Genomic DNA, 20,109 nt, shown 5'->3' with positions numbered 1-20,109 from the left:
GTTTACAGGGCGGACCAGACGATGGAGGGCGGCCGATGGCGGACGAGGAATACCTCACCTATGTGCGAGCCCGCGTGCCCGCGCTGCGCAGGCTGGCCCACCAGCTCAGCGGCGACCCGCACGAGGCGGACGACCTCGTGCAGGAGACCGTGACCAAGCTCTACGTGCGGTGGTCGCGCATCCGGTCGCTGGAGAGCGTCGACGCCTACGTCAACCGGATGCTTGTCCGCACCTTCCTCGACTCACGCCGTCGTGGCTGGTGGAAGGTGCTGCTCGGCACGCCACCGGACCGGGTCGCGGCGCCGCCGCCGGCCGTCGAGGAGCGCGACTACGTGCGCACGGCCCTGGCCCAGGTGCCACCACGACAACGCGCGGTGCTGGTGCTGCGCTATCTGAACGATTTGCCGGTCGCGGAGACCGCGGCCCTGCTCGGCTGCAGCGAGGGCACGGTCAAGAGCCAGACCGCGCACGGCCTGACCGCGCTGCGCCGCATCCTGGCCGGCCACGACGACAACGGCAGCTACCCGGCCGGCCACGAGCTGGGCCGCGCGCGATGAGGGAGGAAAGCATGATCGACGACAAGCGTGCGGTGCAGCTGCTCACCACGCTCACCCATGAGCCGGGTACGCCGTCCGGCGTCGACCTGGATCGCGCGGTCCGGGAGGGCCGCAGGCGCCGGGGCCGGCGCCGCGTGTCGGCCGCGCTGGGCGTCGTCGCGGTCACCGCCGCCGTGGCCGTCGGCACTCCCGTGGCGCTCTCGGCCCTGCGGCCACCGGCGCCGGAATCCGTGGCTCCGGCCGCGAGCGTCAAGCCGTCCACCGGCAGCGCACCGGCGGCCCTGGCGCGGGTCCGCTCGTGTGAGCAGGTCGACCTGGCCACGCCGGGCGGCGCACGTCCGGCGACATCCGGTGACGATGCCGCGATCGAGGCGATGGACCCGGCCGGCCGGTGGCTCGCCGGGACCGCGGGCGACGACCTGACCGTCTGGCGCGACCGGACTGTGCAGGACCGGGCCACCTTCCCGAACGGCAAGCCGATCGTGGCGGCGGTGAGCCCGGCGGGGGTCATCGTCGGATCGCACGAGCCGGTCGAGGACACGCTGCAGGCCTGGGCGTGGTCCGAGGGGAAGCTCACCATGCTCAAGGCCGGCGCCAAGAGCGCTCAAGCGTTCGGCGTCAACGACGACGGCACGATCGCCGGCTGGCAGGGCGACGCGGACCATTGGCGGGCCGTGGTCTGGGAGGACATCAGCGCCGAGCCGATCGTGCTGCCGCTGCCCGCCGGCTACACGACGAGCCGATCGCTGGGGATCTCCTCCGACGGCACGGTCCTCGGCGACGTCGGCCGGGGCGGGGAGCACCTGCTCTACCGGTGGAATGCCGACCACCGGGGTGGAAAGGTGATCCCCTCGCCGGTCGTGGACGGGACGACCGTGCGCAACCCGGCGAACTTCGTGGCCGGTGACGGCTGGCTGGCCGCCGAGGGCACCCTTGACGGCAAGCAGGTGGGGCTGCGCTACGAGGTCGCCGCCGGCCGGTGGACCGCCGTCCCGGCCGGGATCGATCGGCCAGCCGCGGTCAACGCCCGCGGCTGGATCGTGGGCGACGACCTGCGGACGGAGACGGCACGCCTCTTCGACGGCACGAAGATCCTCACCCTGCCCAGCTCCGCTGCGGGCGGACGGGCGAGCGTCCGTGCCGTCAGCGCCGACGGGCGGCTGCTCGGCGGCCAGGCCGGCGGCGCCACGCTGTGGACCTGCTCCTGACGGGTCAGAGGGTGATGGTGCGGCCGGTGTCGATGGATTCGGCGGCGGCGGCGAGGATGCGGCCGACCTGGGCGCCGAAGCGGATGTCGAGCGGGGAGGCGGGGCCGCCGGCCGCGGCGGTGATCAGGGCGTCGACGGCCCGGGCGAAGGCGTCGACCGGGGCCCACTGGACGGCGGGGACCACGGCGATGCCCGACTCGCCGTGGAAGGAGGCGTCCTCACGCTCCAGCTTCTCCGGGGCGTCGACCGTCAGCGTGAGGGTGGTGATGCCGCCGCTCTCGTGGCGGAGCAGGACGTGGGTCATGTCGCGGGCGCCGGCGAGGGCGGTCACCTGGGTGACCGGTCCGAGGACGGGCAGGACCAGGGCGACGGCGTGCGGGCCGACGTCCCAGAGGCCGCCGCTCTCCTTGCGCCAGACCGACTCGCCGAAGGGGTTGCCGTCCTGGAAGATCGAGCCGAGGTGGTCCACGCGGGCCTCGAGCCAGCCGCCCGTCGCGCTGACCTGGTCGAGAAAGTCCTGGATGGCCGGCATGAAGCGGCGGGTGAAGAAGACCACACTCGCCACGTCGTGCTCCGCGGCGGCGCTGACGATGGCGTCGGTGGCCTCGGTGGTGAAGGCGACCGGCTTGTCGAGGAGCAGGTGCTTGCCGGCCCGGGCGGCGCGCAGGGCGATGTCGGCCTGGATGTCGGGCGGCAGGGCGACGGCCACGGCGTCGACGTCGGCGATGAGGGCGTCGATGTCCGCGTAGGCCGTGGCGCCGTGCTCCTGGGCGAGAGCGGCGGCCTTGGCCGGGTTGCGGCCCCAGACGCCGACCAGCTCGACGTCCTTGTGCGCCGCGAGGGCGGGCGCGTGCGCCAGATGAGCCCAGGGCCCCGTGCCGAAGAGTCCGAAGCGCATGCCGCGCCGCCTTCCTGTCAAGATCCGCCCGGGGGCAGGACGATGATCCACCCGGGCGAAAGCTAACACGCCCCGGCCGCTCAGTACGCTGTGCCGGTGATGAACGGCCCGCTCTCGCTCGCGACGATCGTGGTGGCCCTGGTGCTGGGTGTCTGGTACCTCGTGCGATGTGCCCTCGACAAGCGCCCGACCAACACCGACCTGTGGGCGATGCTCGGGCTCGGCGTGCTCGTCGTCGTGCTGGTCGTCGTCGCGATCGCCGGCTTGCTCACCGGTGACCGCCCGAGCGACACGACGACCTTCGTCGGCTATCTCATCACCACCGTCGCCTTCGCGCCGGTCGGCGTCTATCTGGCCCGCCTGGAGCCGACCCGCTGGGGCACCCTCATTCTCGGCGTCGCCGCACTGACGCTGCCGGTACTCGTGCTGCGCCTGCAGCAGATCGCGGAGGTGACCAGTGGCTGAGCAGCCGACCCCCACCCAGACCCGGCCCCGGGACGCCGCCATCGGCTCCGGCCTCGGCCGCGTGCTGCTCCTGGTGTACGGCATCTTCGCCCTCTCGGCGAGCGCCCGCGCCCTGGTCCAGATCACCACGCACTTCTCCGAGGCGCCGCTGGCCTACCTGCTCTCGGCCTTCGCCGGCCTGGTCTACATCGCCGCCACGGTCGGCCTCGCGATCGGCGGCACCCGCGGCCGCGGCATCGCCCTGGTCAGCTGCTCGATCGAGCTCCTCGGCGTCCTCATCGTGGGCACCCTCAGCATCGCCGACGCGGTGGCCTTCCCCGACGACACCGTCTGGTCGCACTACGGCAGCGGCTACGGCTACGTCCCCCTCGTGCTCCCCTTCATCGGCCTCTGGTGGCTCTGGCGCAACCGCCCGGCGAAGGAGAGCACCGCCCAGGCCGGCTAGCCGGGGTCCGGCGACGGAAAGCTAGCTGATGACGTGCGGGAGGAAGTGGCAGGCGTCCTTGGTCACGAGGCCGTCCTGGCCGATGCCCTCGCGGATGCCCATCCCGGCCGGCTCGCCGTCGATGAGCCATGAGCCGATCACCGGGTGCACGGTGCCCTCGAGCCCGTCGAAGGACGGCAGTTCGCACAGCTCCTGCACGACATAGCGCCCGTCGGACCCGTACTCGCTGGGGTTGGCGGTGAGGGTGACCCCGTCCTTGATCAGCGTGACCGACCCGCCCTCGCGGCCCCAGACCGGCTTCTTCGCGTACGACGTCAGGGTCGCCGCCTTGGACGACTCGGCGAAGTAGGCGGGCAGCAGGTACTTGCCGCGCTCGGGGTCGTTGCCGAAGAGGTTCCACAGGACCGGGAGCAGCGCCTTGTTGCCGAGCAGCGCGGCCTTGTAGGGCGGCTCGATCCACACCGTGCCGCGCTTCGACGGGTCGGCCATGTTGCGGAAGAAGGCCTTGCCGCCCTCCTCGTTCCAGAACCATTCCCACGGGTAGAGCATGAAGATCACGTCGATGGGCTCGGCCTTGTGCTCCTGCCCCGGCGCCGGGACGAAGAGGACGCGGTCGCCGTTGACGTCCCAGCCGATCTGGCTCATGGCGATCAGCTCGACACCGAAGCCGGCCTCCTCGGCGGTGCTCATGAGGTAGGCCACGTTCATCCGGTCCTCGCCGGTCGGCTCGCTGGTCTCGTACGCGAAGAAGATCTTGGGTTTCTCCGGGAGCCAGGGCCGGGCCTCGCGCAGCTTGGCGATGTTGCGGCGCCAGGCGCCCGGGTCGGCGGGCTCGTCCGGGGTGGCCTCCCAGCCGACGAGCCGGTCGTGGATCGAGTTCCACTGGCGCCACTCGTGCTGGGTGAGGTTGGTCTGGTCGGCCCAGTGCCACTGGATGACGGCGGCCTCGACCAGTGACGTCGGGGTCTGCGCGTTGAACTCGAGCAGCCGGGGCACGGTGCCGGCGCCGTTGTACCAGAGGTCGAAGCGCCCGTAGACGGTCGGCGAGAAGTCGGGCGTCTGCAGGGGCACCCGGTTGTCGGGGTCCTTGTCGAGGTGGGTCCAGGTCTCGGCGTCGCCGTCGTACCAGGTGCGGATGATCTGCTCGTGCGTGTACTCGGGGATGCCGATCTTCGTCAGGAAGCAGGCGTCAGGGGTGCAGACCGACGTGAAGTAGCCGTCGCGCCGGCCCTGCGCGGTGTGGCGCGGGCACTGCTTGACCATCCAGTCGCCGGCGTCGAGGCACATCTGGTAGAGCGTCGAGGTCGCCGTCTCCAGCTCCTCGATCTCGGCCTGGGTGAAGTCGTAGTACGGCCCCTCCTGCCAGTACGACAGCATCGTGCCGTCGGGCAGCTCGGTGTCGTTGTACGTCAGCCCGAGGCTGTAGTTGGTGAGCTGCCAGCCCTCGCGAACGGGCCCGTAGGGGACACGGCGCATGGTCAGCTGCCCGACTTTCCGGAGGTGCCGGTGCCGCCCTTGCCGACGACGCTGGTCTTCACGGTGCCGTTGCCGATCTTGCCGGTGGACGGCAGGCCGAACGAGCGCCGGGCCGCCGCGTCGTTGTAGGCGAACTTGGAGCCGCCCGCCGGGAGCCGCGAGCCGATCGGATAACCGGACCGGTAGCCGGACGAATGCCAGATGAAGAAGCCGCCGCCCCCGCCGCCGCCGTGGTAGTCGTCGTCGCAGTAGTCCTCGTCGACGATGACACCGTTGGCGTCGGCGCAGTAGAAGCCCTCGTCCTGATATTGGTTCCCGTTGTCGCACGCGGCCGCGCCACCGGCCGCCAGCAGCAGGAACGTGCTGGTCAACGAGACGCTACGCGAGGTCATCCGTCGTGTCACAGTCGGCTTCTCCGCCCTTTCGCTGTCCGGGGTCCCTTACTCATGTGTAGCGACCCCGGACAACTTCAGTAACTAGGCGCGAGGGCCGCCGGCGACATAGATCACCTGACCGGAGACGAATCCGGCGCCCTCACTGACCAGGAAGGATACGGTGTTCGCCACGTCTTCGGGACGGCCCGCCCGGCCGACCGGGATCTGGCCGATCGCCGCTTTCTGGAAATCCGCGAAGTCGACGCCGACCCGCGCGGCGGTCGCCGCGGTCATATCGGTCACGATGAACCCCGGCGCGACCGCGTTCGCGGTGACGCCGAAGCGGCCCAGCTCGATCGCCAGCGTCTTGGTGAAGCCCTGCAGCCCGGCCTTCGCCGCCGCGTAGTTCGCCTGACCCCGGTTGCCCAGCGCCGACGTGCTGGAGAGGCTGACAATGCGGCCCCAGCCGGCGTCCACCATGTGCTTCTGCACGGCCCGGCTGAAGAGGAACGCGCCGCGCAGGTGGACCGCCATCACGGTCTCCCAGTCGTCGTCGGTCATCTTGAACAGCAGGTTGTCGCGCAGCACGCCGGCGTTGTTGACCAGCACGGTCGGGGCGCCGAGCTCGGCCGTGACCCGCTCGACGGCCGCGGTGACCTGCTTGGCGTCCGAGACGTCGGCGCCGACCGCGAGCGCGGTGCCGCCGGCGTCGTGGATGGCCGTCACCGTGTTCGCGCACGCCCCCTCGTCGAGGTCGACGACGGCGACCGCGAGGCCGTCGCCCGCCAGCTTGCGCGCGGTCGCCTCCCCGATCCCGCGCGCGGCTCCGGTGACGATGGCTACCCGGCTCGGCTGGGTCATTCGTGGCCTCCAGATGCTCGATGTGAGACCGACTCTATCGATGTGTTTCCGGCCGGTGAACAATTGTGAGGCCGAGTGCAAGATCTCACGCGTATCGGCGCAGGCGGATCCAGCGGTAGCCGTAGCCGGCCACCGGCAGGGCGTCGAACTTGTCCAGGTCCGGATACTGCTGATCGGCGAGGATGTCGTTGGGGAACTCCGCCTCGGCGGCCAGCGAGCTCAGGTCCACCACGGCGTCGGACTCGCCGAGGTTGTGGATGAAGACCATGCAGCCGGTGTCGGCGTCGGCCCGGTGCACCAGCACGCCGTGCGGCACCGGCACGTCGACGTGCGTGCAGCTGCCGCTGCCGACCTCGGGCGTCTCCCGGAGCGTACGGATCATCCGCTCGAACCACGAGAACAGCGACTTCGGATCGTGGCGCTGCAGCGTGGCGTTGACCGTCTCGTAGCCGTAGTCACCACCGGAGATGACCGGCCGCACCACCTTGTCCGGCGACGCGGTCGAGAAGCCGCCGTTGGGGAGCGACGACCACTGCATCGGCGTACGGATGGCATTGCGCCCGTCCTGGGAAAGGTCCTCGCCCATGCCCAGTTCCTCGCCGTAGCGGATCACCGGCGTGCCGCGCAGGCTGAACTGCAGCGCGTAGGCCAGCTCGATGCGACGACGGTCGCCACCGAGCATCGGGGCGAGGCGGCGGCGGATGCCCCGCCCGTACAGCTGCATGGTCTCGTCCGGTCCGAACTCGGCGAACACCTCGGCCCGCTGCTCGGCGGTGAGCCGGGAGAGGTCGACCTCGTCGTGGTTGCGCAGGAACGTCGCCCACTGACCGCCCGCGGGCAGCTTGGGGGTGTCGCGCAGCGCGTCGATGATGCCCTCGGGGTCCTTGCGGGCCAGGCCGAGCATCAGCCGGCTGTTGAGCATGAAGTCGAAGAGCATGTGGATGCGGTTGGACGAGCCGCCGTCATCGCCGAAGAAGTGCTTCAGCTCGTCGGGCTCGACGTTCGCCTCGGCCAGCAGGACGGCGTCGCCCTTGCGCCACTGAACGTGCTGGCGCAGCTCGCTGAGGAACTCGAGGTCCTTGGGCGGCGCCGGGTTGCCGGGCTTGGTCTCCTCGATGATGAACGGCACCGCGTCCATCCGGAAGCCGGCGACGCCGAGCTGCAGCCAGAAGGCGCAGATCTTCTTGATCTCCGCGCGGACCTGCGGGTTCTCGATGTTGAGGTCCGGCTGGAACTTGTAGAAGCGGTGGTAGTACCACTGCTTGGCGGTCCGGTCGTAGCTCCAGGTCGTGTCCTGCTCGCCCGGGAAGACCATGCCCTGGTGCCGGTCCGGCGGCTCGGTCTCGCTCCAGACATACCAGTCCCGGTACGGCGAATCGGGCGACGACCGCGCCGACTGGAACCACGGGTGCTGGTCCGACGTGTGGTTGACGACCAGGTCGATGATGACCTTGATGCCGCGGTTCTCCGCCTGGTGCAGCAGCTCGGCGAAGTCACCGAGGCTCCCGAACCGGGGGTCCACGTTGTAGAAGTCGGAGACGTCGTACCCGTCGTCCTTGTCCGGCGTCGGGTGGATGGGGTTGAGCCACAGGGTGTTGATGCCGAGCCGGGCGAGATAGTCCAGCCGCCCTATCAGTCCCCGGATGTCCCCGACGCCGTCGCCGTCCGAATCGGCGAACGTGTCGATGTCCAAGCAGTAGATGACGGCCTTCTCGTACCACCGGTCGCTCATGTCCCTGTTACATCCCCCACCGCTGCCCGCGCGGAAACCAGGGATTCTTTCCGGCCGGGCCGGGTAGGCAGAGAGTCATGAGCGTCCCCCACGTCCTCGCGGCCGAGGCCGACCTGACCCAGGCGGGCGGCCTGACCGGCTGGGTGGCGTCGGTGATCGACTCCCTCGGCGCCCTCGGCGTCGGCCTGCTCGTCGCCCTCGAGAACATCGTCCCGCCGATCCCCAGCGAGATCGTGCTGTCCCTGGCCGGCTATCTGGCCAGCGAGGGCAAGGGCAACCTGATCCTGATGTGGGCCGCGGCGACGGCCGGCTCGGTGGTCGGCGCGCTGCTGCTCTACTGGCTCGGCCGCGGTGTCGGCGAGGACCGGCTGAAGCGGTGGCTCGACCACATCCCGCTGGTCGACGCGGACGACCTGGAGAAGGCCGACCGCTGGTTCGAGCGCCACGAGAAGGCCGCCGTGCTCTTCGGCCGCGTCGCGCCCGTGGTCCGTAGCGTGGTGTCGATCCCGGCCGGCGCCAACCACATGCGGCTCGGTCTGTTCACGCTGCTCACCGCGATCGGCAGCGGGGTGTGGAACGCGCTCTTCGTCGGCGGGGGTTACGTGCTCGGCGAGCGCTGGCAGAACGTCGAGAAGTACAGCCACTGGTTCGACTACGCGATCTGGGCGCTGATCCTCTACATGGTGGTCAGCTGGATCGTGAAGAAGGTCCGGAAACGCCGTGGCGCGGCCCCGAAGGACCGCGCCACGGACAAGGAGATCAGAAGCCCGCGCTGATCCGCGTGAACTCCCAGTCGCCCTGCGCGATGCCGGAGCAGTCGGAGACCACGCCGCCCCCGGCGCAGCCCCGGTCACGGTTGACGGCCCAGAAGGTGAACCGAGCGAAGTTGTTGCTCTTCGCGTAGTCACGGATCTTGGTCCACGTCGCGGTGCTGGTCAGCTCCTGCTGGTCGGACAGGCCGTTCATGCCGGAGATCCCCATGTGGCTGTACGCCTGCGCGTCGGTGTAGCCGAAGGTGGTCTTGAGCAGGTTCTTGAGCCCCTCGGAGGCGCCGACCGTGGCCGCGTACATGTCGCTGCCGCCGCCGAAGTCGAACGGCATCTGGGTGAAGATGTCGATGTTCGCGCCCAGCGCCTTGGCCTGCTGCACGAGCCGGGTGCCGTAGTAGTTCGGGCCGGTCGGCGAGGTGCCGAAGGTGAGGATCGTCTTCACCGACGGGTTCTTCTGCTTGACGATCTTCAGCGCGTTGAGGATGCGGTCCTGGACGACCGTGTTCTCGAACTCGTCGCTGTTCTCGATGTCGATGTCGATCGCCTGCAGGCCGAAGGCGTCGATCACCTTCTGGTACGCGCCGGCGAGCGCCTCGGGCGTCGAGCAGTTCGGGCCCAGCTTGTTGCCCGACCAGCCGCCGATCGACGGGACGACCGAGCCGCCGGCCGCCTTGATGGCGTTGATCGTGCTGGCGTGCACGCCGCCGGTCAGGCCGCCCTCACCGTCCCAGACGGGGTTGCAGCCGTTGGCGAGCACGAAGGCCATCGTGAAGGCCTTGATGCCGGTGGCGTTCATGACCGTCGAGGGCGCGGGCGGGTTGCCCCAGCCCGGGTAGATGTAGGGCGCCGAGGCCATCTTCGTGCCCGTCGCCGGCGGCTGGGTGGGCGGCGTGGTCGGCGGGGTGGTCGGGTCGGTCGTGCCGCCGCAGGCGCCGTTGTCGGCCCAGACGTCCCACTGGCCGCTGTGCGTGGTGGGCGACTCGTTCTGCGTCCACCACTTGGCCGTGTAATTGTGACCGGACTGCGAGGCCTGGTTGCTGGCCGTGTAGACGGCACTGGCGGACCAGGCCGGGGCACAGACGACGGCCGCGTTCGAGGCCGTCATGGGGATGATCGCCGCGGCGCCGCCGGCGACGGTGACGGCCAGGGCCGCCAGGAGGGACTTCTTCACGGGGGATTCCTCAGGGGAGAGCGTGGACGTGGGGGGAGACGACGTTCGCCCAGCCGTTGCCGGCGGTGACGTCCCAGTTCACGGACCAGGTCATCGCGCCGCGCAGCCCGGGGTAGGTGCGCGGGGGCTTGAACGAGCCGCAGTTGGTGCCGCGGGCCAGGCAGTCGAGGGCCTGGTTGACGACCGCCGGGGTGACGTAGCCGCCGCCGGCCGCGCTGGTGGTCGCCGGCACGCCGATCCCGACTTGATCGGGGCGGAGACCCGCCTCGAGCTGGATGCAGGCGAGCGCGACGATGAAGTTGACCGAGCCCTGGCCGTACGCGGCGTTCTGGTCGCAGCCCAGCATGGCGCCGGAGTTGTAGAACTGCGTGTTGACGATCGTCAGGATGTCCTTGATGTCCAGCGCGAGCTTGAAGTACGAGCCGGCCGGGTTCTGCATGTCGATCGTCTGCGGGGCCATCGTGATGATCAGGCCCGAGCCCGCCTTGGTGCGCAGGCTCCGCAGCGCCTGGGCCATGTAGGTCGGGTTGACGCCGTTCTCCAGGTCGATGTCGACGCCGTCGAAGCCGTACGTCTGCATCACCGACCACACCGAATTGGCGAAGTTCGTCGCGGCGGTCGCGTCGTTGACCGACACCGTGCCGGTCTCGCCGCCGACCGAGATGATGACCTTCTTGCCCCGGCTGTGCAGGGTCGCGACGTCGGCCTTGAACTGCGCGTCGGTGTAGCCGCCGACGCTCGCCGCCAGCCCGGGGTCGACGGCGAAGGACACCGCGCCCGGGGTGGAGGTCGCGTTCGCGAAGGCGACGGCCACGAGGTCGTACGTGTTCGGCACCGCGGCCAGCTTGATCTCCTGGGCCGGGTTGTCGAAGTTGTGCCAGTAACCCGTGACCACGTGCTTCGGCAGCGTCCCGTTGGAGGGAGGGGGCGTGGTCGGCGGGGTGGTGGGCGGCGTGGTGGGCGGGGTTGTCGGCGGCGTGGTGGGCGGGGTCGTCGGCGGCGTGGTCGGGTCGGTGCCGCCCGTGCCGCAGGCGCCGTTGTCGGCCCAGACGTCCCACTGGGCGCTGTGCATGGCCGGCGACTCGTTCTGCGTCCACCACTTGGCGGTGTAGTTGTGGCCACTCTGGGAGGCCTGGTTGCCGCCGGTGTAGACCTGCGACGAGGACCAGGCCGGGGCGCACGCGACGGCCGCGTTCGCCCCGGTGGCGAGGTAGAGGCCGGCGCCGGACGTCAGGACGACGGCGGCGACGGCCAGGGGAAGGGATCGGCGCATGGGGATGGGCCTTCCACCAGGGGGATGGGGTGGCCCAATTATTAGGAGTGTTTACAAAGCCTGTAAAGGTATTGGCCAACTTAATTTCCAGTTAACGTCCAGATCAAGATCAAATTCTGGATGTCGTAGCTGGGTGGGGCGTACAGACCGTCGCTCACGCCGAGGGCCCGGCACGACATCGCTGGCCGCTGACGCGTCCAGATCGCGATGCCGCACCGGGCGACGTGTGTGAGTGGAAAAACCCCTAGCGGCGGAACTGGAACCAGTTGACGTTGACGAAGTCGGCGGACTGGCCGCTGGTGAAGGTCAGGTAGACCGTGTGCGTGCCGGTGACCCCGGAGACGTTGCCGGGCACCGAGCGCCACGACTGCCAGCCGCCCGTGTTGCCGAGCGCGAAGGACCCGATCGGCGCATTCGACCGGCTGTCCACGCGCACCTCGACGAGACCGCTGACGCCACTTCCCGCGCCGGAGGACACCCGCGCCAGGAAGTCGCGCGGCGCCGACGAGCCGAAGTTGACGTTGTTGAACTGCAGCCAGTCACCGTTGCCGATCGCGCCGACGTTCTGGCCACCCTCCGAAGCCGTCTCCTTGATCACTGAGGACGCGGCGTCGTACGACTCGGCCTCGATCGTCGAGTAGGCGTCCCGCGTGCCCCCGCTCGGCGGCGGAGTGGTGCCGCCCCCGCCCCGGGTGTAGGCCGCGACATAGTCGACCAGCATGGGCACGCCGGAGACGGTCGCGCTCGTCGGCGTCGCGGACCCGGCGACCCCGTTCGGGAAGGCGCCGCCGATCGCCACGTTCAGCAGCATGAAGTAACCGTTGTGCGACGTCATGTTCGTCCAGTACGGCTCGCCGACCTGACTGGACGTGACCGTGAAGAACTGCGTCCCGTCGACGTACCACCGGAGCTGCTCGGGGCTCGTGCTGCGGTCCCACTCGAAGGCGTACGTGTGGAAATTGCCCTGGCAGCTGGAGCCCGGACAGGCCCGCGTCGCGCCGAGGCCGTTCGTCTCGTTGCACGGGCCGCCCGGGTTGACGCCGCAGTGCAGCGTGCCCCAGACCTGGTTGATGCCGTTGACGTTCTCCATGATGTCGAGCTCGCCGATGCCCGGCCAGTTCTGGTAGTTGCCGCGATAGGGCGCGCCGAGGGCCCAGAACGCCGGCCAGTAACCCGACGCCGCCGCGCCGGTGACGTTCGGCATCTGGATGCGCCCCTCGAGCCGCAGCACCCCGCCCGACGGCGGCTTGAAGTCGCTGCGCTGCGTCTCGATGCGCGCCGACGTCCACTGGCCGGAGCTGCTGCGGATCGGCGTGATGCGCAGGTTGCCGGACCCGTCCTGGCTGATGTTGCTCGTACTCGTGGTGTAGGTCTGGATCTCGCCGGTGCCCCAGTTGGCGGGGCCGCCCGGATAGCTGGTGCCGGTGTCGAAGATCCAGTTGGCCGAGCTGGGCAGGGTGCCCGCGGACCCGGTGAAGTCGTCCGCCCAGACCTGGGTCCAGCCGGAGGGCGGGGGCGGCAGCGAGGCGTCGGCGGTGGCGGCGAGGGCGAGCGGGGCTACGAGGACGGCCGCACCGGCGGCCAGGGCGAGACGAATCTTCATGAGGACGGCTCCTTGATCGTGAGAGCGCTCTCACAGAGTTTCGGGGACGTTACGAGATCGAGTCAATATCTATCAATCTCAATGCACGACCGGGCGACAAGAAGCCTGAAACGTCCCGGGGGCGCCGGGCCCGCGACAGGCTGGGGACGATGTTCGTTTTCCGGCCGACCCCAGGGGGTATCTTGCGGCGCATGGCGACTTCGGAGACCGCAGCAGGAGCGACGACGATCTCCGAGGAGATGCGCGACGAGGCCGAGTCCCAGGGCCTGCTGACGCTCGGCGTCGAGGAGGAATACCTCCTGGTCGACGCGGTCGAGCCGCGCGCGGTGGAGGCGGTCGAGGAGGTCTTCGACCAGGTTCCCGACGAGCTGGCCGAAGCGGTGCAGCACGAGTTCATGCGCAGCCAGATCGAGACGGCGAGCCCGCCCCAGCTCGAGCTGCGCGGTCTGTACGACGCTCTGCGGCATGTGCGCGCCGGCATCGCGAGCGCCGCCGAGGCCGCCGGCGTCCGGCTGCTCGCCGTCGGCACCGCCCCCGCGGCCGGACCCAACGCGCGCGTGGTCGACAAGCCGCGCTACCACCGGATGCGCGAGCGCTTCGGCGAGCTCTCCCCCGGCGGCGGCATGTGCGGCATGCACGTCCACGTCAGCATCCCCGACCCGGAGACGGGCGTGCAGGTCCTCAACCACCTGCGCCCCTGGCTGCCCATCTTCCAGGCGGCGACGGCCAACTCGCCGTTGTGGGCCGGGCGCGACACCACGTACGCCAGCTGGCGCTCGATGCAGTGGGAGCGCTGGCCCACCGTCGGCCCGACGCCCTATCTCCAGTCGCACGACCACTACCTGACGATGATCTCCGACCTCATCGCGAGCGGCGCCGCACTGGACGAGGGCATGCTCTACTGGTACGCCCGCCTCTCCGCCAACTACCCCACGGTCGAGATCAGGATGGGCGACGTCTGCCCCTCGCTCGACGACACGCTGCTGCTGGCCGCGCTCGCCCGGGCGCTCGTCGCGACGATCCTCAGCGACGTGCAGGACGGCAAGCAGGCTCCCGACGTGCCGCAGCCGCTGCTCATGGCCGCGCACTGGCGGGCCGCGAAGGACGGGCTCGAGGGGCTCAACATCGACATGGCCACCCGCGAGCCGCGCCCGGCGTGGCGGCTGATGCGCCAGCTCTTCGACTACGTACGCCCGGAGCTCGAGCGCCACGGCGACCTCGAGATGGCGACGATCCTGATGGGCCGGCTGCGCTCGCACGGCACCGGGGCGGCCCGGCAGCGCGCACTGCTCTCCCAGGGCGCCACCGTCTCGGACGTCGTCGACTGGCTGGCCGCCACCACGAAGGGCGCCCCCGAGCTGTGAAGCTCGTGGTCGTCGGCGCCGACGCGGCGGGCATGTCGGCCGCGTCGCAGGCCCGTAAGCGCCGGGGACCGGACGAGCTGGAGATCGTGGCGTTCGAGCGCGGGCACTTCACGTCCTACTCGGCGTGCGGGATTCCGTACTGGATCGGCGGCGCCGTCAAGGACCGGGACGCGCTGATCGCCCGGACGCCCGCGGAGTTCGCGCAGGCCGGGATCGACGTGCACCTGCGGCACGAGGTGACCGCGATCGACCTCGACCGGCGCGAGGTGGTCGCGCGGGACCTGACGGGCGGCGGCGAGCGCCGGGAGGGCTTCGACGAGCTCGTGTACGCCGCCGGCGCCGTCCCGGTCACGCCGGAGTGGGCGCGGGTGGATGCCGCCGGCGTCTTCGGCGTGCAGACGCTCGACGACGGGACCGCCATCATGGAGTGGCTGTCGTCCGCCGAGCGCCGCAAGGCCGTGGTCATCGGCGGCGGCTACATCGGCGTGGAGATGGCCGAGGCAATGGTCCGCCGCGGGCTCGACGTCACGCTGGTCGAGAAGTCGGCGCAGCCCATGTCCACGGTGGATCCCGACATGGGCCGCCGGGTGCGCGACGCGATCTGCGGGCTGGGCATCGAGGTACGCACGGACACGCACGTCACCGGGCTCGAGACCGCGGACGGCCGGGTGCGTGCCGTGGTCACCGACGACGGGACACTCCCGGCCGACATCGTGGTGCTCGGGCTGGGCGTCCGCCCGAACACCGCCCTCGCCGCCGAGGCCGGCCTCCCGCTGGGCCCGACCGGTGGCCTTCGGACCGATCTGCGCATGCGCGTCGTGGGGCCGGACGGGCCCGTCCCCGGGGTGTGGGCCGCGGGCGACTGTGTGCAGACCGTGCACCGGATCAGCGGCCGCCCGCTGCACGCCCCGCTCGGCACGCACGCCAACAAACAGGGCCGGGTGGCGGGCATCAATCTCGGCGGCGGATACGCGACCTTTCCCGGAGTCATCGGCACGGCCGTCACGAAGGTGTGCGAACTCGAAGTGGCGCGCACCGGACTCACCGAGAAGGAAGCGGATCAGGCGGGCTTCGCGTTCGTCACGTCCACGGTGGAGTCGACCAGTCGCGCGGGCTATTACCCCGGGGCGTCGGAGATGACGATCAAGCTGATCGCGGAGCGGCGTACGGGAATGTTGCTGGGCGCCCAGATCGTCGGGCGCGAGGAGGCGGCCAAGCGGATCGACTCGCTGGCCATCGCCATCTGGAACCGCATGACGGTCGAGGAGATGACGGCGCTCGATCTGAGTTACGCGCCGCCGTTCTCCCCCGTGTGGGATCCGGTGCTCATCGCCGCCCGGAAAGCGACCGACGAGGTCCACGCCTCACGCTGAGTCTTATCACCTCGGCGCTTCATCACACTCGGTTCACCAGCGTCAATGACCGGGTGTAATTGCGCGTACACGATATTGGTATCGTTTTTGATCGAGCCAAACGGTATCCATGACGAATGCCGCCGCAACCCCCCAAACGTACGGCGACCGGAAGCGGGCCGCGACACGCGGCCGGGCCGGCCCCGCGCGCCCGTGTCAGCGGCGCCCCTTCGCGCTCTTCGCGCGCGTCTTCTTCTTCGGCATCCGCGTCTTCGTCGGCTGCTGCGCCTTCGTCGGCCACGCCGGGTTCTGCTCTCACCGGTGGCACTGGCGAGTTCGGACGGCATCGGCGTTCCGAGCCGCGTGCGGACTCCGCGGCGCCCGGGTCCTCCACCCGCCGGATCGCCGGGGGCCGCCGCGCCGCGCTCGACGCGGGCTCGGGCCGCCGGGGCCGGCACTCCCACCCGGACCAACCGGTCGTCACCGTGCGCGGGCTGCCCGGCGTGCGCTCCTCCGGCGGCGCCCACCGCGCCCCGGGCTCGGGCACCCTCAGCCGGACCCGCCAGTCGGTGGTGCTCGGCGCCCTCGTCGTCGCCGGCCTGTTCGCGGTCATCCTGCCCATGCAGCAGCGCGGCGGCGACACGACGGTCGACCCGATCGCAGCCGACCACGCCGTCACGGCGACCAGCAAGCCCAAGACCAAGCCGCAGGACACCGCCGACGCCCCCGCCGGCAAGCCCGTCGCCGGCGACGCCGACCAGACGGCCGGTGCGCCCGAAGCGGCCGGCTCCGGCAAGTCCGCCGGTCCGACGCACGCCGTCCCGGCCGCGACCCCGGGCGCCTCGGCCACGCCGACCGCCGCCGCGCAGACCGTGCTGGTGCCCGCCGGCGACGGCCCGGGCCAGTCGCTGCGCACCACGGGCTCGTCCACCGTCGCGCTGACCTTCGACGACGGGCCCGACCCCGAGCAGACGCCCAAGCTGCTGGCGATGCTGGCCAAATATCGGGTCAAGGCGACCTTCTGCCTGGTCGGCCAGCAGGTCAAGCGGCACCCCGACATCGTCCGCGACATCGTCGAGGCCGGGCACACGCTGTGCAACCACACGTGGGACCACAGCCTCACCATCGGCAAGGACAAGCCGGAGAAGATCCGCGCCGACCTGGCCCGCACCAACGCCGCCATCCGCGCCGCCGTCCCGGGCGCCGAGATCCCGTTCTTCCGGGCGCCGGGCGGCAACTTCACCGACCTGCTGGTGCAGACGGCCTACGCCGACGGGATGACCTCGCTCTACTGGGAGGTCGACCCGGCCGACTGGGACCACCCCGAGGGCGAGAAGGACGACACGCACATCGAGCGGGTCATCAAGAGCGTCCAGAAGCACACCCGGCCCGGGGCGATCGTGCTGTCGCACGACTTCAACCAGCCCGACACGATCAAGGCGTACGAGACACTGATCCCGTGGCTGCAGACGCGCTTCACGCTCGGACTGCCGGGCATCCCGCCGGCCCCGACGGCCCCGGCCGCTCCGGCCTCCTCGGCCCCCGCCGCGGGAGCCGCCGGAGTGGACCGCCCGTCGCCCTCAGCCCCGCCGTCGCCCCCGCCCGCAAGCTGACCCCGCCGTCGCCCTCAGCCCCGCCGTCGCCTTCGCCCGCGCACTGAGCGCCGTCGTCACCCCGCCCGCGCACCGGGCACCGTCGTCACCCCGCCCGCGAGGTCAGCACCGTCGCCCGCCCCGGCCACCCGGCGCGCGCATGAGTTGAGCAGCGCCGCATGTCCCGCCCCTCCTGGACGCCCGCGAGCGGAGCGCTGCAGGTCAGGGAAGCGAGAGTCAGCGGCGGGCGAGGACTGATCGCCTTTTGCTTCTTGCGGAGCCGGGCGACGCCGTTCGGACTTCACTTCTGGCAGGACGGGCACCAGTAGAGGTTGCGGCCGGCCATCGCGCCCCGGGCGACCGTCGTGCCGCAGACCAGGCAGGGCTGGCCGGGGCGGCGGTAGACGTACACCTCGCCGCCGTGCCGGTCCACGCGGGGCGCCCGGCGCATCGCCTCGGGGGTGTGCTCGGTGTGCACGGTGTCGATCCGGCCCCGCGCGACGCCCTCCTTCATGAGCGCGCGTAGGTCGTCCCAGATCTCCTGCCACAGCTCGGCGCTCACCCGGCGGCCCGGCAGCGTCGGGGCGAGACCGGCCCGGAAGAGCACCTCGTTGGCATAGATCAGCCCGCACCCAGCCACCACGGTCTGGTCCATGAGCAGCGCGAACAAGGGCTTCGAGCTGCCACCGATCCGCGCGTGGGCCAGAGCGGGCTCGGCGTCGTCGCGCAGCGGGTCCTGGCCGAGCCGGGCTCGCAGCGCCGCGACCTCGGGCGGGTTCAGGATCTCGCACGCGGTCGGCCCGCGCAGCTCCAGCCAGTGCCGCTCGCCGGTCATGCGCAGCCGGATCAGCCCCACGGGCGGGGGCGCCGGCAGCTCACCGTCGGCGAACTTGCCGTAGAGCCCCAGGTGGATGTGGACGGTCGCGTCGCCGTCGTAGTGGTGGAGCAGATGTTTCCCGTACGCCTCGGTGTCCGCCAGGCGGCGCCCGTCGAGCAGCGCGGCGCCCGCCTGGAAGCGGCCTTGCGGGCTGTCGACGGCGACGGCCTGCCCGGCGAAGAGCTCCCGGTGACGGGCGGCGAGGCGATGAATCGTATGTCCCTCCGGCACGTCGGACAACGCTAGCCAGCTGTCCGCTTCTCCGCCATTCGAGACCGTCTGACATAGATCAACGTTGATATTACGAAACATACCTGCAATGCTGGGAGCGCTCCCATCCCCCGGAATTGGAGGACCACCCGTGGACACATCCCGATCAACCGTCCGCCGGCCGGTGTTTGTGCTGGCCGTGGCGCTGGCCACCATGATCAGCCTGCTGTCCTGGGCCGGCCCGGCGCAGGCCCACGGCACCATCGTCAACCCGGCGAGCCGCGCCTATCAGTGCTGGCAGACCTGGGGCAGCCACCACATGGATCCGGCGATGCAGACCCAGGACCCGATGTGTTACCAGGCCTTCCAGGCCAACCCCGACACCATGTGGAACTGGATGAGCGCCCTGCGCGACGGTCTCGGCGCGCAGTTCGAGGCCAAGACGCCGAACGGGCAGCTGTGCAGCAACGGCCTCACCCGCAACGACAGCCTGAACAAGCCCGGCGCCTGGAAGAGCACCCGGGTCAGCAACAACTTCACGGTGCAGCTCTACGACCAGGCGAGCCACGGCGCCGACTACTTCAAGGTCTATGTGAGCAAGCAGGGCTACAACCCGGCCACGCAGACCCTCGGCTGGAGCAACCTCGACTTCATCACGCAGACCGGCCGGTACGCCCCGGCGCAGAACATCTCGTTCAACATCAACACGTCGGGCTACACCGGCAACCACATCCTGTTCGTCATCTGGCAGGCCTCGCACCTCGACCAGGCCTACATGTGGTGCAGCGACGTGACCTTCGGCTGATCCGCCCGGAGGCGCTTCGAACCCGGGGCTCCGTCCGACGGCCCCGGGTTCGCTCCGAGCCCGGGCGTCCGTCGGGGCCCCGGTTCGCTTCGAGCCCGGACTCCGGACCGGCAACCCGGGTTCGCTCCGAGCCCGGGCGTCCATCGGGGCCCCGGTTCGCTTCGAGCCCGGGCTCCCGAACGGCGGACCCGGGCTCACCGCCGCCCGTCATGACCATCCGCGCTGCCACGGAGGCGAAGGCAGCGCGGCCGACCTGGGAGGAGCAGCAGCGATGGGCCTGAACCGCTTCGCGGGAGTGGCCGTGATCCTGGCAGTGACGGGCGGCGCGGTCGCCGTGGCCCGCGCGTCCGGCTCGGAGACGAACCCCGCCCGCACCGGCTCGGTGGCCGACCCCGCACGCACCGGCTCAGTGGCCGGCCCGGCAGGCGCGGGCTCGGAAGCAGGCCGCGCAGGGGCGGTTGAAGCCGGCGCCCCGGTCAGCTTGGAGGACCAGCTCATGACCCGGATGCGCGACACGCTCGAGCAGCAGAGCCCCGAGCAACATCACCATGCCGGCCACTCGGCCCCGGCGGCGCCGGCTCCGGTGATCTGCGGGGTCCGCGTCTACGGGTACGAACCCGCCGCCGCCACCACGATCGCCGCGGTACGGACGGTCTACGGCTTCCACTTCTGCGGAGTCGCCGAGCAGAAGCGCCCGTGGGACGTGGCCGTCAAGCTGGCCGGCCCGCTCATCGTCGACATGTCCACCGAGCCGCCGGGCATTCGCGTGGTCGAGGCGACACCGCAGGTCAGATACGTCGACCGGCTGCGCCAGATGTTCCCGCCCAAGTACGCGGACCTGGCCATGAAGGAGGCGCTGTCCGAGCCGGAGATGGCGGAGACCCGCCGCCGCTACGAGGCCGCGGCCGGCATCTGACCCCGGCGCCGCCGAAAGCCACCGCGCGGCCCGGCCGGCATCTGATCCCGGCGCCGCCGAACAGCAGCCACCGCACGCCGCGACCGACGCGATCCCGCGGCCACCGCGACATGTGACTTGGTGAGCGTCTGTTTCGGAGGGCATACGGCCCCGGACGGGG

19 protein-coding genes are annotated in these 20,109 nt (G+C 70.8%); 10 read left to right on the top strand and 9 right to left on the bottom strand.

Annotated elements, in window-relative coordinates; all coding sequences use genetic code 11:
• Window positions 1-35 precede the first annotated feature (35 nt).
• Together RAN62_RS36740 and RAN62_RS36735 are read left to right on the top strand one after the other, a co-directional pair.
• Window positions 36-557: a SigE family RNA polymerase sigma factor gene (locus tag RAN62_RS36740; RefSeq protein WP_305789477.1), complete on the top strand. Its 522-nt coding sequence runs from the start codon at window positions 36-38 to the stop codon at window positions 555-557.
• An 11-nt stretch (window positions 558-568) separates the two neighbouring features.
• On the top strand, window positions 569-1,765 hold the full coding sequence (locus tag RAN62_RS36735; protein WP_305789476.1) for a hypothetical protein: 1,197 nt from the start codon (window positions 569-571) through the stop codon (window positions 1,763-1,765).
• A 4-nt stretch (window positions 1,766-1,769) separates the two neighbouring features.
• Here RAN62_RS36735 and RAN62_RS36730 read toward each other — a convergent pair whose 3' ends face one another.
• Window positions 1,770-2,663, bottom strand: a complete 894-nt coding sequence (locus RAN62_RS36730) for a Gfo/Idh/MocA family protein (RefSeq protein ID WP_305789475.1) — start codon at window positions 2,661-2,663, stop codon at window positions 1,770-1,772.
• A 99-nt stretch (window positions 2,664-2,762) separates the two neighbouring features.
• Between RAN62_RS36730 and RAN62_RS36725 the strand changes: the two genes are divergently transcribed.
• Window positions 2,763-3,128 (top strand): hypothetical protein, encoded by a 366-nt coding sequence (locus RAN62_RS36725; RefSeq protein ID WP_305789560.1) that lies wholly within the window; start codon window positions 2,763-2,765, stop codon window positions 3,126-3,128.
• Complete coding sequence (locus RAN62_RS36720; RefSeq protein ID WP_305789474.1) at window positions 3,121-3,573, top strand: hypothetical protein; 453 nt, start codon at window positions 3,121-3,123, stop codon at window positions 3,571-3,573. Before RAN62_RS36725 ends, RAN62_RS36720 begins: the two co-directional genes overlap by 8 nt.
• Before the next feature lie 21 nt (window positions 3,574-3,594).
• Here the strand turns inward: RAN62_RS36720 and RAN62_RS36715 are convergent, their stop codons facing one another.
• From RAN62_RS36715 to RAN62_RS36700, 4 genes are all read right to left on the bottom strand, one after another.
• Window positions 3,595-5,049: a glutathionylspermidine synthase family protein gene (locus RAN62_RS36715; protein WP_305789473.1), complete on the bottom strand. Its 1,455-nt coding sequence runs from the start codon at window positions 5,047-5,049 to the stop codon at window positions 3,595-3,597.
• Between the two features lie 2 nt (window positions 5,050-5,051).
• The gene (locus RAN62_RS36710; protein WP_305789472.1) at window positions 5,052-5,453 is read right to left on the bottom strand and encodes a hypothetical protein; all 402 of its coding nucleotides are present in this window, start codon (window positions 5,451-5,453) and stop codon (window positions 5,052-5,054) included.
• Between the two features lie 72 nt (window positions 5,454-5,525).
• Window positions 5,526-6,284: a 3-oxoacyl-ACP reductase FabG gene (fabG, locus tag RAN62_RS36705; protein WP_305789471.1), complete on the bottom strand. Its 759-nt coding sequence runs from the start codon at window positions 6,282-6,284 to the stop codon at window positions 5,526-5,528.
• A gap of 85 nt (window positions 6,285-6,369) precedes the next feature.
• Window positions 6,370-8,016: an alpha-amylase family protein gene (locus RAN62_RS36700; protein ID WP_305789470.1), complete on the bottom strand. Its 1,647-nt coding sequence runs from the start codon at window positions 8,014-8,016 to the stop codon at window positions 6,370-6,372.
• A 77-nt stretch (window positions 8,017-8,093) separates the two neighbouring features.
• Between RAN62_RS36700 and RAN62_RS36695 the strand changes: the two genes are divergently transcribed.
• Entirely contained in the window at window positions 8,094-8,792 is a 699-nt protein-coding gene (locus RAN62_RS36695) for a DedA family protein (protein WP_305789469.1), read from the top strand.
• Here RAN62_RS36695 and RAN62_RS36690 read toward each other — a convergent pair.
• The 3 genes from RAN62_RS36690 to RAN62_RS36680 form a co-directional block, all read right to left on the bottom strand.
• A complete protein-coding gene (locus tag RAN62_RS36690; protein WP_438874598.1) occupies window positions 8,776-9,891 on the bottom strand; it encodes a chitinase in 1,116 nt (371 codons plus the stop codon). The genes RAN62_RS36695 and RAN62_RS36690 overlap by 17 nt on opposite strands.
• 76 nt (window positions 9,892-9,967) lie before the next feature.
• Window positions 9,968-11,230 (bottom strand): chitinase, encoded by a 1,263-nt coding sequence (locus RAN62_RS36685; RefSeq protein WP_305789467.1) that lies wholly within the window; start codon window positions 11,228-11,230, stop codon window positions 9,968-9,970.
• Window positions 11,231-11,474: 244 nt separating this feature from the next.
• Entirely contained in the window at window positions 11,475-12,833 is a 1,359-nt protein-coding gene (locus RAN62_RS36680) for a carbohydrate-binding protein (protein WP_305789466.1), read from the bottom strand.
• A gap of 239 nt (window positions 12,834-13,072) precedes the next feature.
• Here RAN62_RS36680 and RAN62_RS36675 point away from each other — a divergent pair, with 239 nt between their 5' ends.
• The 3 genes from RAN62_RS36675 (at window position 13,073) to RAN62_RS36665 (ending at window position 17,162) form a co-directional block, all read left to right on the top strand.
• Complete coding sequence (locus RAN62_RS36675; protein WP_305789559.1) at window positions 13,073-14,197, top strand: carboxylate-amine ligase; 1,125 nt, start codon at window positions 13,073-13,075, stop codon at window positions 14,195-14,197.
• The gene (locus RAN62_RS36670) at window positions 14,194-15,570 is read left to right on the top strand and encodes an FAD-dependent oxidoreductase (RefSeq protein ID WP_305789465.1); all 1,377 of its coding nucleotides are present in this window, start codon (window positions 14,194-14,196) and stop codon (window positions 15,568-15,570) included. The genes RAN62_RS36675 and RAN62_RS36670 overlap by 4 nt, the downstream gene beginning before the upstream one ends.
• A gap of 464 nt (window positions 15,571-16,034) precedes the next feature.
• Window positions 16,035-17,162: a polysaccharide deacetylase family protein gene (locus RAN62_RS36665; protein WP_305789464.1), complete on the top strand. Its 1,128-nt coding sequence runs from the start codon at window positions 16,035-16,037 to the stop codon at window positions 17,160-17,162.
• A 280-nt stretch (window positions 17,163-17,442) separates the two neighbouring features.
• Here RAN62_RS36665 and RAN62_RS36660 read toward each other — a convergent pair whose 3' ends face one another.
• Entirely contained in the window at window positions 17,443-18,249 is an 807-nt protein-coding gene (locus tag RAN62_RS36660) for an Fpg/Nei family DNA glycosylase (protein WP_305789463.1), read from the bottom strand.
• Window positions 18,250-18,379: 130 nt separating this feature from the next.
• On the opposite strand from RAN62_RS36660, the gene RAN62_RS36655 reads away from it, so the two are divergent.
• On the top strand, window positions 18,380-19,033 hold the full coding sequence (locus RAN62_RS36655; protein WP_305789462.1) for a lytic polysaccharide monooxygenase auxiliary activity family 9 protein: 654 nt from the start codon (window positions 18,380-18,382) through the stop codon (window positions 19,031-19,033).
• A 271-nt stretch (window positions 19,034-19,304) separates the two neighbouring features.
• A complete protein-coding gene (locus RAN62_RS36650; protein ID WP_305789461.1) occupies window positions 19,305-19,949 on the top strand; it encodes a hypothetical protein in 645 nt (214 codons plus the stop codon).
• Window positions 19,950-20,109: the final 160 nt, after the last annotated feature.

Origin of the sequence: Symbioplanes lichenis, from assembly GCF_030709675.1 — a bacterium.
Lineage (GTDB): Bacteria > Actinomycetota > Actinomycetes > Mycobacteriales > Micromonosporaceae > Actinoplanes > Actinoplanes lichenis.
The sequence above is the reverse complement of the archived record's forward strand: the minus strand, read 5'-3'. Positions and strand labels throughout refer to the sequence as shown.

Coding starts and splice junctions, on each gene's coding strand:
- fabG (WP_305789471.1), bottom strand. CDS start 6,284: ATGACCCAGCCGAGCCGGGTAGCCATCGTCACCGGAGCCGCGCGCGGG.
- RAN62_RS36695 (WP_305789469.1), top strand. CDS start 8,094: ATGAGCGTCCCCCACGTCCTCGCGGCCGAGGCCGACCTGACCCAGGCG.
- RAN62_RS36690 (WP_438874598.1), bottom strand. CDS start 9,891: ATGACGGCCTCGAACGCGGCCGTCGTCTGTGCCCCGGCCTGGTCCGCC.
- RAN62_RS36700 (WP_305789470.1), bottom strand. CDS start 8,016: ATGAGCGACCGGTGGTACGAGAAGGCCGTCATCTACTGCTTGGACATC.
- RAN62_RS36735 (WP_305789476.1), top strand. CDS start 569: ATGATCGACGACAAGCGTGCGGTGCAGCTGCTCACCACGCTCACCCAT.
- RAN62_RS36715 (WP_305789473.1), bottom strand. CDS start 5,049: ATGCGCCGTGTCCCCTACGGGCCCGTTCGCGAGGGCTGGCAGCTCACC.
- RAN62_RS36740 (WP_305789477.1), top strand. CDS start 36: ATGGCGGACGAGGAATACCTCACCTATGTGCGAGCCCGCGTGCCCGCG.
- RAN62_RS36685 (WP_305789467.1), bottom strand. CDS start 11,230: ATGCGCCGATCCCTTCCCCTGGCCGTCGCCGCCGTCGTCCTGACGTCC.
- RAN62_RS36650 (WP_305789461.1), top strand. CDS start 19,305: ATGGGCCTGAACCGCTTCGCGGGAGTGGCCGTGATCCTGGCAGTGACG.
- RAN62_RS36675 (WP_305789559.1), top strand. CDS start 13,073: ATGCGCGACGAGGCCGAGTCCCAGGGCCTGCTGACGCTCGGCGTCGAG.
- RAN62_RS36730 (WP_305789475.1), bottom strand. CDS start 2,663: ATGCGCTTCGGACTCTTCGGCACGGGGCCCTGGGCTCATCTGGCGCAC.
- RAN62_RS36680 (WP_305789466.1), bottom strand. CDS start 12,833: ATGAAGATTCGTCTCGCCCTGGCCGCCGGTGCGGCCGTCCTCGTAGCC.
- RAN62_RS36725 (WP_305789560.1), top strand. CDS start 2,763: ATGAACGGCCCGCTCTCGCTCGCGACGATCGTGGTGGCCCTGGTGCTG.